Origin of the sequence: Dyella silvatica, from assembly GCF_026283955.1 — a bacterium.
Lineage (GTDB): Bacteria > Pseudomonadota > Gammaproteobacteria > Xanthomonadales > Rhodanobacteraceae > Dyella_C > Dyella_C silvatica.
Genome location: NZ_JAPDPE010000037.1, coordinates 10,767 through 24,139, shown reverse-complemented (window position 1 = coordinate 24,139; position 13,373 = coordinate 10,767). Strand labels below are relative to the sequence as shown.

Annotated in this window: 9 protein-coding genes; 8 read left to right on the top strand and 1 reads right to left on the bottom strand. The window is 60.4% G+C overall.

Features of this window, described 5'->3' with window-relative positions; genetic code table 11:
* The first annotated feature begins 343 nt into the window (after positions 1-343).
* From OUZ52_RS09385 to OUZ52_RS09375, 3 genes are read left to right on the top strand one after another with little or no spacing between them, the layout of a single operon-like run.
* Positions 344-3,583, top strand: a complete 3,240-nt coding sequence (locus OUZ52_RS09385; RefSeq protein WP_266158124.1) for an efflux RND transporter permease subunit — start codon at positions 344-346, stop codon at positions 3,581-3,583.
* Positions 3,573-4,778: an efflux RND transporter periplasmic adaptor subunit gene (locus OUZ52_RS09380; protein ID WP_266158123.1), complete on the top strand. Its 1,206-nt coding sequence runs from the start codon at positions 3,573-3,575 to the stop codon at positions 4,776-4,778. The genes OUZ52_RS09385 and OUZ52_RS09380 overlap by 11 nt, the downstream gene beginning before the upstream one ends.
* Positions 4,756-6,237 (top strand): efflux transporter outer membrane subunit, encoded by a 1,482-nt coding sequence (locus tag OUZ52_RS09375; protein ID WP_266158122.1) that lies wholly within the window; start codon positions 4,756-4,758, stop codon positions 6,235-6,237. Before OUZ52_RS09380 ends, OUZ52_RS09375 begins: the two co-directional genes overlap by 23 nt.
* Positions 6,238-6,378: 141 nt before the next feature.
* Here the strand turns inward: OUZ52_RS09375 and OUZ52_RS09370 are convergent, their stop codons facing one another.
* Positions 6,379-7,980, bottom strand: coding sequence for a hypothetical protein (locus OUZ52_RS09370; protein WP_266158121.1), 1,602 nt, complete (start codon positions 7,978-7,980; stop codon positions 6,379-6,381).
* A gap of 410 nt (positions 7,981-8,390) precedes the next feature.
* Between OUZ52_RS09370 and rnt the strand changes: the two genes are divergently transcribed.
* From rnt to pstB, 5 genes are all read left to right on the top strand, one after another.
* Positions 8,391-9,026, top strand: a complete 636-nt coding sequence (gene rnt, locus OUZ52_RS09365) for a ribonuclease T (RefSeq protein WP_266158120.1) — start codon at positions 8,391-8,393, stop codon at positions 9,024-9,026.
* A 248-nt stretch (positions 9,027-9,274) separates the two neighbouring features.
* Entirely contained in the window at positions 9,275-10,279 is a 1,005-nt protein-coding gene (gene pstS / locus OUZ52_RS09360; protein ID WP_266158141.1) for a phosphate ABC transporter substrate-binding protein PstS, read from the top strand.
* A 232-nt stretch (positions 10,280-10,511) separates the two neighbouring features.
* Positions 10,512-11,600, top strand: a complete 1,089-nt coding sequence (pstC, locus tag OUZ52_RS09355) for a phosphate ABC transporter permease subunit PstC (RefSeq protein ID WP_266158119.1) — start codon at positions 10,512-10,514, stop codon at positions 11,598-11,600.
* Positions 11,600-12,469 carry a phosphate ABC transporter permease PstA gene (gene pstA / locus OUZ52_RS09350; RefSeq protein WP_266158118.1) on the top strand — a complete coding sequence of 290 codons (870 nt, stop codon included), beginning with the start codon at positions 11,600-11,602 and terminating at the stop codon, positions 12,467-12,469. Before pstC ends, pstA begins: the two co-directional genes overlap by 1 nt.
* Positions 12,462-13,271, top strand: a complete 810-nt coding sequence (gene pstB, locus OUZ52_RS09345) for a phosphate ABC transporter ATP-binding protein PstB (RefSeq protein WP_266158117.1) — start codon at positions 12,462-12,464, stop codon at positions 13,269-13,271. Before pstA ends, pstB begins: the two co-directional genes overlap by 8 nt.
* Positions 13,272-13,373: the final 102 nt, after the last annotated feature.

Below are 13,373 nucleotides of genomic sequence, written 5' to 3'. Positions count from 1 at the left end.
CGAGCGCCCGTTTGTAGCCCAGTGCTTGCTCACAAGCGGCTACGGGGTTGTATCAACAACCTCGTCCGGCATCGCTTGAAGCTGACCCATGCTTGAACCTGCCCCCTGCTTAAGGGAGGCCAAAAGGTTTCCATAAGGCAAGGTTGAGATGATTTGCTGGCCCTGAAAAGCCTCTATCAGTCCGTGACATAGCGACCCTAGGCTGGGCAGGTCTTTGAATCCTTTCCGCCACCGCCTATACGCCCTGATGACGCGCCGCTGCCACCATTCTCTTTATCTCGCCGCTTAGATCAGCTCACGCCGCATCGCGCACTGAACGCACCGACGCCCACGGAATCTCTCCATGCTTGGCCTAGTCCGGACCGCCTTATCCCGCCCTTACACGTTCATCGTGCTGGCGCTGCTCATTCTTATCGTCGGCCCACTTGCCGCGCTGCGAACACCCACCGATATTTTTCCGAACATCGGCATCCCGGTGATCAGCGTGGTATGGAGCTATAACGGCTTGCCGCCAGATCAAATGTCGGGGCGGGTGATTTATTACTACGAGCGTCAGCTCACCACCTCGGTCAACGATATCGAGCACATCGAATCGCAATCGTTGCCAGGCGTCGGTGTGGTGAAGATCTTCTTCCAGCCGGGTGTGGATATCCGCACCGCTACGGCGCAGGTCACCTCGATCTCGCAGACGGTGGTCAAGCAGATGCCGCCGGGCATCACGCCGCCGTTAATCCTCAACTACAACGCCTCAACGGTGCCGATCTTGCAGATGGCGCTGTCGAGCACCGATCTTTCGGAAACGAAGATCCGCGATATCGCACAGAATTTCATGCGCCCTACCCTGGTCTCGGTGCCGGGCGTCGCCATCCCCACGCCGTATGGCGGCAAGCAGCGCCAGGTCACGCTGGATCTCAATCCGCAGGCCTTGGCCGCAAAGGGCTTATCGGCGCAAGACGTGGGTAACGCGCTGGTCGCGCAAAACCAGATCATTCCGGTAGGCACCGCAAAAATCGGCACCTACGAATACCACGTGCAGTTAAATAACAGCCCTACCGCGATCGAGTCATTGAATGACTTGCCGATCAAAACGGTCGACGGCGCCACCATCACCATCGGTGAGGTCGCCCATGTACGCGACGGCTCGCCACCGCAGAACAACGTGGTGCGCGTGGATGGCAAACGTGCGGTACTGATGCCTGAGCTGAAAAACGGCAACGCATCGACGCTGGACGTTGTGGCCGGCATCAAGAAGCTGTTGCCGCTGATCAAGGAAACGCTACCGCCATCGTTGAAAGTATCCTTGCTCAACGATCAATCGATCTTCGTCAAATCGGCGATCAGCTCGGTGGCCCGCGAAGGCGTCATCGCGGCGCTGCTGACCTCGGTGATGATTCTGGTGTTTCTTGGCAGCTGGCGCTCGACGGTGATCATCGCCATCTCCATTCCGCTGTCGATTCTGTCCGCGATTGCCTTGCTTTCCGTCACCGGGCAAACCTTGAACGTGATGACGCTGGGCGGCCTTGCCTTGGCGGTCGGCATCCTGGTGGACGACGCCACCGTCACCATCGAGAACATCAACTGGCATCTTGAGCAGGGCAAGGATGTACATAGCGCCATCATGGATGGTGCCAAGCAAATCGTCGGCCCCGCCTTTGTCTCGCTGCTGTGTATCTGCATCGTGTTCGTGCCGATGTTCATGCTTAACGGTATTGCCGGCTTTCTGTTCCGGCCCATGGCGCTGGCGGTGATCTTTGCGATGGCGTCGTCATTCCTGCTGTCTCGTACCCTGGTTCCGACGCTGGCGATGTACTTGCTAAAGCCGCACATCACCGAAAAGGGTACAGGTGAGCATCCGGAAGACGGCTATATCAATCATCACGAAGGCGACCAGCATCCGCCGCGCAAGCGCAGCGCGCTGGTCCGCGGGATGGTTCGCTTCCAGCAGGGTTTCGAAAGCCGCTTTTCGAGTATCCGCGACACTTACTATGCGACGCTGACCATCGCGCTGACCCATCGCCGCCGCTTCATCATCGGCTTTCTCGCCTTCGTGCTGGCCTCGTTCGCGCTGGTGCCGTTCCTGGGGCGTGACTTTTTCCCCTCGATCGATTCCGAGTCGATCGCCTTGCACGTACGTGCACCGATGGGCACACGCGTCGAAGAAACCGCGGCCGAGTTCGACCACATCGAACAAGCCATCCGTAAGGTGATTCCCGCCGACGAGCTCGATTCCGTCATCGACAATATCGGCCTGCCATTGAGCGGAGTGAATCTGGTCTACAACAGCAGCGGCACCATCGGTCCACAAGACGGCGATATCCAGATCACCCTGAAGGAGCATCACCGCCCCGCCGCGGAATACGTCAAAGCCTTGCGTGAGCAATTGCCACGCAACTTCCCTGGCAGCGACTTTGCCTTCCTGCCCGCCGACATGACCAGCCAGATTCTCAACTTCGGCGCACCGGCACCGCTGGATATCTCGATCACCGGCCGCGATCGCGAAGGCAACGAGGCCTACGCCATGCAAATCATGAAGCGCCTCAAGGCAGTGCCGGGTATCGCCGATGTACGCCTGCAGCAAAGCACCAGCTATCCGCAATTGAACGTACACGTGGACCGCACGCGCGCCGACGGCCTGGGCATCACCGAGCGCGATGTGACCAACAGCATGGTCGCCTCGCTTGCCGGTAGTTCGCAGGTGGCGCCCGCGTTCTGGCTGAATCCGAAGAACGGCGTGTCTTACGCCATCGTCGCGGCGACCCCGCAGTACCGCATGGATTCCATGGCCGACCTGGCCAGCTTGCCGGTGACCGCGCCAGGCAATAGTTCAAGCCAGGTGCTGGGTGGTATCGCGACGTTCTCGCGCGAGCCCAGCGCGGCGGTGGTCTCGCACTACAACATCATGCCGGCCTATGACATCTATGCCTCGGTGCAAGACCGCGACCTCGGCGCAGTGGCCGGTGGCGTGCAAAAGGTCTTGGATCAGTTCGCCAGCACCCGCCCCAAGGGCACCCTGGTCAGCCTGCATGGACAGGTCGGCACCATGAACGAAGCCTTTGGCGGTTTGCTCTTCGGCTTGATCGGCGCCGTTGTACTGATCTATCTGTTGATCGTGGTGAATTTCCAGTCGTGGCTGGACCCGTTCGTGATCATTACCGCGCTGCCTGCGGCGCTGGCCGGCATTGTATGGCTGCTGTTCCTCAGCCATACCTCGCTGTCGGTACCAGCACTGACCGGCGCCATCATGTGCATGGGCGTGGCTACCGCGAACTCTATTCTCGTGGTCAGCTTCTGCCGCGAGCGCCTGGCCGAACATGGCGACCCGGTCAAGGCCGCGCTTGAAGCAGGCTTTACCCGCTTTCGTCCGGTGTGCATGACCGCACTGGCGATGATTATCGGCATGCTGCCGATGGCGCTCAGCCAGGAACAAAACTCACCGCTTGGCCGCGCCGTCATCGGCGGCCTGCTCTTCGCCACCTTTGCCACCTTGCTCTTCGTGCCAGTGATTTTCAGCCTGGTGCATGGCCGCGAATTGGCCCAGCCCTCTTCCGAACTTCTGCTTGGAGAACACCCCCATGTCGCCTGATCTCAAGACGAGCGACGCTATCGCCGTCGCGCCCCCGCGCACGCCACGCCTGCGGCGCGCCATCATCATCGGACTGACACTCGCCGTGGTGGCTACCGCAATCGGCTTGTCCGTGCGCGCCTACGACTACCACCGGCTGGTGAAATGGACCGATGCGCAGCTGATACCCACCGTGCAGCTGGTCGTACCGATCGCCGGCACCGGCCAGCACGCGATGACCTTGCCCGGCCGTCTGGACGCCTGGATCAGCGCACCGATTCATGCCCGTGTCGGCGGCTATCTGAAAAGCTGGAACAGCGACATCGGCACCCAGGTGAAAGCCGGCGACGTGCTCGGCACCATCGACACGCCTGAGCTGGATCAACAGTACGAACAGACCAAGGCCGGACTGGTGCGCGCACAGGCGAACGCGCGGCTGGCCGAGACCACCGACAAGCGCTGGCAGAATCTGCTCCGCTCGAACTCAGTCTCCAAACAAGAGGCGGATGAGAAAAGCGGCGAGGCGGAAGCCGCGCGGGCCAACGTTTTGGCGGCACAAGCCGATCTCGACCGGCTCGCCGCGATGGAATCCTTCAAGCGCATCACGGCTCCTTTCAATGGCACCGTGACACGACGCATGACCGACGTCGGCGATTTGATCGCCGCCAACAATGAGAGCAGCCCCGCCCTGTTCACCGTGTCCGATACCAGCAAGATGCGTTTGTATGTGCAGGTGCCACAGGGCTACGCCGCGTCGATCAAGCCGGGCATGCAGGTCAGCCTCAACGTGCTCGAACATCCTGGCAAAACCTACCAGGCCACGTTGATTGGCAACTCGGGCGCCGTCACCCAGGCCTCAGGCACGGTGCTGGCTCAGTTCGAGGCGGACAACCCGCATGGTGAGTTGATGCCTGGCGATTACGCCGAAGTAAGCATGCCGATGGCTAGCAACAGCAAGTTGATCACCCTGCCCGCCACCGTGCTGATTTTCCGCGCCGCCGGCCCCCAGGTGGCAGTGCTCGGCGCAGACAACCGCGTCGTGCTGCGCAAAGTGCATATCGGCATGGACCTGGGCGATACGCTGGAAATCGATCAAGGCATGGAGCCCGGCGATCGGATCATCGATCACCCCTCCGACTCATTGATGCAAGGCGACCAGGTACGCCTCGCCGCCGCTACGGAGGGCGTGCCGCATGATCAGCCTCATCAAGATTGATCGAGCCCGCATGTACTCGACCAAGCGCATGCTCGCCTTATGTTTATCGGCCGCGCTGTGTGGCTGCTCGCTGACGCCGGTTTACCAAGTGCCCAAGCTGGATATTCCGGCCAACTACAAAACCGCCGATGGCCTATGGACCCAAGCCACGCCAGCCGATGACAGCTCACGCGGCGATTGGTGGGCGGTCTATCACGACCGCACACTGAGCGACCTGGAAGCGAGCCTGGACAGTGCCAACCCCAGCCTCGCCGTCGCCTTGGCCCGTTATGACAAAGCCACCGCATATGAGAGCCAGCAGCGCGCCGGCTTGTTTCCGCACCTGGGTTTCAACGCTTCGCCCAGCAATAATCGCCAGTCAAATCACCGCCCATTGCGGGGCAGCAACCAACCCGACGAATACGACAGCAACACGGTGGGATTCGTCGCTGACTACGAACTCGACCTATGGGGCCGGGTACGCAACGAAGTCGCCGAAGGCAACGCACAGGCGCAAGCGGCGCAAGCTGACCTGGCCTCGGTCAAGTTAAGCCTCGAGGCACAACTGGCCGACCGGTATATCCGTCTGCGCGGTTATGACGTGCAGGCGCGCATCCTGCACGACTCGATCAGCGCTTATCAGCAGGCTCTCGACCTGACCCAGAATCGTTTTGCCGGTGGCGTTGCGTCCGGACTGGATGTATCACGCGCCACCACCCAGCTTTCCGATGCCAAAGCACAGGCTGCCGAAGTCACCGCACAACGCGCGCTCACCGAGCATGCCATCGCCAGCCTGGTCGGCACTTCGGCATCGAGTTTTTCGCTGCCAGTGGCAACCACGCCGATGAGCGTGCCTTCCACGCCACTGGGTGTGCCCTCCACCTTGTTGCAACGCCGCCCGGATATCGCCGCCGCCGAACGCCGCACCTACGCCGCCAATGCAGCCATTGGCGTAGCCCACGCAGCGTTTTATCCCAGCATCAGCTTGTCGGCAGCCTTTGGTTGGCAGAACACCGGCAACGGCGCACTGCTCAGCGCAGGCAATCGCTTCTGGGCGGTCGGCCCGCTAGCTGCATTGAACCTTTTCGATGCCGGCCTGCGCCGAGCTAAAGAACGTGAGGCCCGCGCGACCTTCGACGAAGCCTCAGGACAATATCGCGGCATCGTGCTCGGCGCGTTCCAGCAGGTCGAAGACAACCTGTCGCTGCTCAAAAACCTGGGTGACGAGGCCCACGATGAAGACGATGCGGCGACTTCAGCCAAACAATCACAGGACATCGCCACCAACCGCTATCGCGAAGGCGCCGTCAGTTATCTGGATGTCGTCAGCGCGCAAACCGCCGCACTGCAAGCGGAGCGTCAAGCCGAACAAGTACGCACCCGTCGCCTGCAGGCCAGCGTGGATCTGATCCGCGCCCTCGGCGGTGGCTGGAGCGTTGCAACGATGAGTGGCGGTTCGACGGTAGCCGATAGCCACTAAGCCAAGCGTCACGATGGTTGCAGAAAACCATCGTGACGCCCGCACAAAAGCAAACGGCGGGCTATGCCCGCCGTTTTCCGTCCTTGGGTCGAACTCCCTTCCGATAACCGGATCAACCGACTCTGATCGAACTGCCCTGGATCAGAACGGGTAGTAGCGGAAACTGGTGAAGACCATGTCTTCCTTCGCGGTCGGCGCGCCACCCACACCGTCGAACGCTTTGCGCTCGGTATGCGAGTACTGCGTGCCGAACTGCATCTTGCCGAACTTGCCCTGGTAGAACTTCCACCAGAAGCCCAGCGTGCCCTGCCAGATTTCTTTGCTGTTGCCTACGCACAACGAGGAGGCCGCACCTTCGGTGTTGCAACCGCTGTTGTTGTAATTCGGGTTGCCGTAACCGAACGGAATACCCTTGTAATCGAATGCCTGTTTCTCTTGACGCTCGCGACCGGCAAAGCCGTAGATGTCCCAATCGGAGGTCGGGTGGTAGGTCAGACCCGCCAGCATCATGTTCTCCTTGATCGGAGCGAGGCTGCCATTCGGGTTAAAGGTGACGTCCGGCATCTGCGCGCTGCCGTAACGGCCAATGCCCTTGCCGCTCATGCCGGAGAACTGGAAGTCGAGCATCTTGTCGATCAACGGCAGGATCACGCCGATACCGACGCCGCCGCCATAAACGTTGTGGTTGGTGCTGCCATAGCGGTTGTAGAACGCGCGACCCAAAGCAAACAGCTCGTAATGGCCATAACCCGGATCGGCCGCGAACTTCACGATCACGTCAGGAATATGGTTCAACGAAAGCGTGTTGGCCGAGTCGAAGCCCGAACCCGCGGTGATGTTGTAGACCGACTGCACCGGCGCCTTGGAAGCGTTCGGGCTGTTGTAGAACGTGGTCTGCGGGTTTTCCAGCGAGACGCCCAACCAGTAGGTCTTGTCCCAGTCTTTGACCAGGCGGATCTGCGCCTGACGTGCCCAGGTAAAGCCCGGTACGTACTGAGCGTCGATCTGCGGCGGGGTCAACTCGGTGCGCGGGGTAATCCCCTTGCTGTTAAGCGTGAGCAACGACCAGTTCTGACCGGCCAGCAGGTGCAGGCCCTGGGTATCCCAGTCAGCCGCGGCGTAGACATTGCGGATGCGCGGGTTGAACGAGTTGCTTTCGTTCTCGTTCGCGGTCTGCGCGCCACCGAGGAAATCCAGCTCGGCGTAACCGCTCAGGTGGGTGTTCTCGTTGAGGTCGCCCTGAGCCAGCATCGAGACGCGGCTTTGACGTGCGGAGAAACGAGTCTCTGCCGTATGCGCGGTCGGCACGTTCTTGAACGGGATCGCATTGTAGTTGGTCGCCATGTCGGCGCCTTCGTTACGGCTGCGATAAATCGTTTCGCCGGCGAGGAAGCCGCCGAGGGTGATGTTCACACCCTTGTAGGAGAGCTTGTCGGCCGATTTCTTCACCTGGGCATCGGTGGCTGCCACCGCCTTCTGCACGGCTTCGACGTTCTGGCCGGTGGACACGTTGATGTCGGATTGCGCATCAGTGCGCTGTTCCAACTCCGCGACCTTAGACTGCAGCGCCGCGAGCTGAGCTTTCAGCAACTCGATTTCCGCGTCGCGCGACGAGGTCTGGGTGCTGACCGCCTTCTTCGTGTGCGACTTGCTATGAACCGGAGCCGCATCCTGGGCTTGAACCGCAAAACTGGCTAAGCCCAACCCGGCAGCAATAGCTACCGCGAGCATCGTGGAACGCATGGATTATCTCCGCATGATGTTTTTAGGAATCATCTCGACCGCCCCCCATCAATCGATATGGCTGGCCAAGCAGATCGGCGGCAGGATGCGGCCGCGCCTTTACGATTCGATGCCATTTTTATGACAAACATAAGACACCGCACCAAACTGTCGCGAAACTTGCACGCGTGAGGCCCGATCAGAGCGGCGGCAGCTTGCGACAAAGACCCAGCGGCGGCCCAATGCACAGGTGAAAACCCGCAATCGGCCATTCCAGGCTCGCTATGGCCCGCTTGCTCCAGCGACCAGCGGCGGCGTAGCGGCTCTGTCATGAAGGCCGCGACGCCGGACTCGACCACCCGGCCTGCAATGCTGCAAAAAACACACAAATAGCGTTCATGATCGCCCAGCCCGGCTGATATGCTTCGCCGATGGAGAATTTGAGTAATAGCACTGCAATCCGCATGGCCGAACGCTTTCGCGGTTTTTTGCCGGTTGTCATAGATGTGGAAACCGGCGGCTTCGATGCCGAGCGCGACGCCCTGCTGGAGATCGCCGCCGTTGCTGTAAGAATGGATGCCGATGGCTTTCTATGGCCCGAGCCGGCCGTTTCAGCTCACGTCGAGCCCTTTCCCGGCGCCAACCTCGATCCGCGTTCGCTGGAAATCACCGGCATCGATCCAGACAACCCTTTGCGCGGCGCCTTGAATGAGCGCATGGCACTCGATCATATCTTCAAGGCCGTGCGCCAGTCGTTGCGCGACGCCGATTGCCAGCGCGCCATCCTGGTCGGCCATAACGCCGCGTTCGACCTGGGCTTTGTCAATGCCGCCGTGCGCCGCTGCGGGCACAAGCGCAATCCATTCCACCCTTTTAGCTGTTTCGATACGGCCACACTCGGCGGCCTGGCTTATGGCCAAACCGTGCTGAGCAAAACCGTGCTGGCCGCCGGGCACAGCTTCGATACGCGTGAAGCGCATTCGGCGATCTACGATGCCGAGCGCACCGCGGAATTGTTCTGCACCATCGTCAATCGGTGGCGCAAGCTGGAGCTGTTGGAGCGCTAAAGCAGTAAAGCCGGGTGCTGAATGTGCATTCCTTGTCTATATCGCAAGTTTTTGACCCACCCCGCACACACTGACAAATAACTGTTTATAGAAGAAAAGATGACAGTCAGACACACGCTGTCATACAGATGAAACATTCAACTCATTTCATTGCAACACGACGCGCATGAAATAGAGGGCAGGGAATCCCCCGTAACCCTCCCACTAAAGGAGCGACCGTGTTGATCACTTATTCTTCTCTGTCCCGCATCGGCGTTACTGCCGCGATCACCGCGGCCTCGCTGTTCGGTATGTCCGCCCATGCCACTGACATCACTGGCGCGGGCTCCAGCTTCGTTTATCCGGTGCTGTCGAAATGGTCGGCAGCCTATGCCGAGAAAACCGGCAACAAGCTCAACTATCAATCGGTCGGCTCTGGCGCAGGCGTTGCGCAGATCAAGGAAGGCACCATCGATTTCGGCGCCACCGACGCACCGCTCAAGGCAGAAGACCTGCAGAAGTTCGGCCTGGGCCAGTTCCCGGTCGTGGTCGGCGGTATCGTGCCGGTAGTCAATATTGCCGGTGTCGACGCGGGCAAGATCAAGCTCGACGGCGCCACCCTCGCCGATATCTTCCTCGGCAAGATCAATAACTGGAACGACCCGAAGATCGCCGCGCTGAATGCCGGCCTCAGCCTGCCTGCCGGCAAGATCACCGTGGTGCATCGTTCGGATGGTTCGGGCACCTCGTTCAACTTCACCAACTACCTGTCCAAGGTCAGCCCGGAGTGGGCCGAGAAAGTGAAGTTCGGCACCGCCGTCGAATGGCCGACCGGCGTGGGCGGCAAAGGTAACGAAGGCGTGTCGCAGTACGTCAAGCAGATCAAGGGCTCGATCGGCTACGTCGAGTACGCCTATGCCGTGAAGAACAAAATCACCTGGGTCGACCTGAAGAACGCCGCCGGCCAATTCGTCTCGCCGAACGCCGATGCCTTCGCCGCTGCTGCTGCTACGGCCGACTGGGCCAGCGCCAAAGACTTCAACCTCATCATGACCAACGCCCCGGGCGCCAAGGCATGGCCGATCACCGCCACGACCTGGGTCGTGATGTACAAGAAGCCGAAGAATGCCGAGCACACCAAGGTGACGTTCGAGTTCTTTAAGTGGGCGCTTGAGAATGGCCAGAAAGATGCCGCCGCACTCGACTACGTGGCACTGCCGGATGCTTTGACCCAGAAAATCGAAGCTTATTGGGCGAAAGAATACGCGCATTGATCTTGCGGTTGATCCGGCCACACAAGCACCGGATGATTGAGCACGAAAGCTGAAAAGTACGATCGGGCCGCCCCTTCTTCGGATCGGGCGGCCTGTTGCTGAAAGGCCTGAAACTGAAAACCCGAAGCTGCACGCGTATCGCCGGAGTCGTCAGGCCATACGCGCCAATACGACTGACCAGGCGACCTCGTGTCAGCCAGATTTACCCAAGGTTCTGAGGGATCGATATCTCATGCAAGCCGACCAGGGCGCCAATGCGCTCGCCATCGCCCAAGAACAGCGCGCTTTAAAAGACGCCAATCACGATCTCCTGTTCAGCTGGTTACTGAAAGCTTGCGCGTTGCTGGTGCTGGCCTGTTTGCTGGGTGCCGCAGGCGCCACCTTGTGGGGCGGCCGCCATGCCTTTGGCGCGTTCGGCTGGCACTTCCTCGGCAGCGATGCCTGGGATCCCGGCAACGATATCTACGGTGCGCTGGTCCCGGTCTACGGCACCATTGCCACCTCGCTGATCGCCTTGCTGATCGCGGTGCCGGTGAGCTTCGGCATTGCGCTCTATCTTTCTGAAGTAGCCCCACCCTGGCTGCGTACTCCGGTGGCTTCGGCGATCGAATTGCTGGCCGGTATTCCATCGATCATCTATGGCATGTGGGGCCTGTTCGTGTTCGCCCCGTTCTTTGCCGACCACATCAAGCCGTGGCTGACCGACCATCTCGGCAACCCGCCGCCGGTTCAGGTGCCGTGGGGCGACGGGGTGATCCCGTTTACGCCGTGGGCGGTCGAGCACGTGTCGGTCATCGGCCCGGTGGCGCACCTGCTGCACAAATTGACCTGGGCCTTCGGCCAGTTGTTCACTAGCGACTCCCCTTTTGGCGCCAGCATTCTTACCGCCGGCATTGTGCTGGCGGTGATGATTATTCCGTTCATCTCCTCGGTGATGCGCGAAGTGTTCCAAACCGTGCCGACGCGGTTGAAAGAGTCCGCCTACGCGCTGGGCTCCAGCACCTGGGAAGTGTCGTGGGACATCGTGCTGCCGTATACCCGCTCGGCGGTGGTCGGCGGCGTCTTTCTCGGCCTGGGGCGCGCACTGGGCGAAACCATGGCGGTGACCTTCGTGCTCGGCAACGCCATGAGCTTGTCGCCCTCGCTGCTAGATCCCGGCGCATCGATTGCCTCGACCATTGCCAACCAATTCAGCGAAGCGGCCGGCCTGCAAAAATCCAGCCTGATGGCGCTGGCCTTCCTGCTCTTCGTGGTTACCTTCTTTGTGCTGCTGATCGCCCGCCTGATGCTGCGGCGGCTGGCTCTGAAGGAGGGTCGCTGATGAGCAACGCACTGTATCTACGCCGCCGTGTCGCCAACATGGTCGCGCTCTGCATGAGCATGCTGGCCACCCTGATCGGCCTGACTTTTCTAGCCTGGATTTTGTGGGAAACCCTGCATCAAGGCATTGGCGCGCTCAATCTGAAGCTGTTCACCAAGATTACCGCCTATGGTGAAGACGGTGGCCTGGCGAACGCGATGATCGGCAGCCTGATCATCAACTTCATCGGCATCGCCATCGCCACGCCGATTGGCGTGATGGCAGGTACCTGGCTGGCCGAGTACGCCAATCGCACCAAGCTGGGCGAATCGATCCGCTTCCTCAATGACATCTTGCTGTCCGCGCCGTCCATCGTGCTGGGCCTGTTCGTCTACACCATCATCGTGCTGCCCAGCACCGCCATCACCCATGGCTCCACCACCTTCTCCGGTTTGGCCGGCGGCGTGGCGCTGGCCTTGATCGCCTTGCCGGTGATCGTGCGCACCACCGACGAAATGCTGCGGCTGGTGCCATCCACCTTGCGTGAGGCGGCGCTGTCGCTGGGTGTACCGCAATGGAAGCTGACGGTACAGATCCTGATCCGCGCCGCACGCTCGGGCCTGATTACCGGCGTGCTGCTGGCCTTGGCTCGCATCAGCGGCGAAACTGCACCACTGCTGTTCACCGCATTCGGCAACAACTACACAACCTTCAACCCGATGGACAAGATGTCCAGCCTGCCGCAGATGATTTATCAGTACGCCAATGATCCGGGCGAGGCCATGCACTCGATTGCCTGGGCCGGTGCCTTTGTCATCACGATGTTTGTGTTGCTGCTAAGTCTTGCTTCCCGCTTGGTCCTTTCTCGTAACAAGGTGTCCCATGATTGAGTCCGCCGCCGGCGTCAACCCGCAATCCACGGCCGCGGCCGCATTGGCGCCCTGCAAGCTGCAAGTGCGTGATCTGCACTTCTACTACAACGGCTTCCATGCGCTGAAAGGCATCGACATGGATATCCCGGAGAAGAAGGTCACCGCCATCATCGGCCCTTCCGGCTGCGGCAAATCCACGCTGTTGCGCATTTTCAACCGCATCTATGCGATCTACCCCAAGCTCGAGGCAAAGGGCGCGATCACCCTGGACGGCGAGAATATTCTCGACCCCGGTTACTCGATGAACCGCCTGCGCAGCAAGGTCGGCATGGTGTTTCAAAAGCCGGTACCGTTTCCGATGACGATTTTCGAAAACGTCGCCTACGGCATCCGCCATCACGAAAAACTATCCCGTACCGACATGGACATCCGCGTCGAGCAGGCACTGCGCAGCGCCGCACTGTGGGACGAGGTCAAGGACAAACTCAAGCAGAACGCCCTGGGCCTCTCCGGCGGTCAGCAGCAGCGCTTGTGTATTGCCCGCGCCATCGCCCTGCGCCCCGAAGTACTGCTGCTGGACGAACCGACCTCCGCACTCGATCCGATTGCCACTGGCCGTATCGAGCAACTGGTCGAAGAGCTGAAGAACGAGTACACCATCGTCATCGTCACGCACAACATGCAGCAGGCGGCGCGCTGCTCCGACCTCACCGCTTTCATGTATCTGGGTGAGCTGATCGAATTCGATCAGACGGAAAAAATCTTCACCAAGCCGAGCAAGAAGCAGACCGAGGATTACATCACCGGCCGCTTTGGTTAAAGCAAACGATACCCCTGCGCCCCGGTTACCTATCCACGGAGCGCAGGCTGGGGTGAAGGGCCGCGTAGTCGCGCCCGCCCTATTCCACACAGGCGAAACGCA

Excerpts from the sequence above, each read along its gene's own strand:
- OUZ52_RS09380 (WP_266158123.1), top strand. The coding sequence starts at position 3,573 with ATGTCGCCTGATCTCAAGACGAGCGACGCTATCGCCGTCGCGCCCCCG.
- pstC (WP_266158119.1), top strand. The coding sequence starts at position 10,512 with ATGCAAGCCGACCAGGGCGCCAATGCGCTCGCCATCGCCCAAGAACAG.
- OUZ52_RS09370 (WP_266158121.1), bottom strand. The coding sequence starts at position 7,980 with ATGCGTTCCACGATGCTCGCGGTAGCTATTGCTGCCGGGTTGGGCTTA.
- pstA (WP_266158118.1), top strand. The coding sequence starts at position 11,600 with ATGAGCAACGCACTGTATCTACGCCGCCGTGTCGCCAACATGGTCGCG.
- OUZ52_RS09385 (WP_266158124.1), top strand. The coding sequence starts at position 344 with ATGCTTGGCCTAGTCCGGACCGCCTTATCCCGCCCTTACACGTTCATC.
- OUZ52_RS09375 (WP_266158122.1), top strand. The coding sequence starts at position 4,756 with ATGATCAGCCTCATCAAGATTGATCGAGCCCGCATGTACTCGACCAAG.
- rnt (WP_266158120.1), top strand. The coding sequence starts at position 8,391 with ATGGAGAATTTGAGTAATAGCACTGCAATCCGCATGGCCGAACGCTTT.
- pstB (WP_266158117.1), top strand. The coding sequence starts at position 12,462 with ATGATTGAGTCCGCCGCCGGCGTCAACCCGCAATCCACGGCCGCGGCC.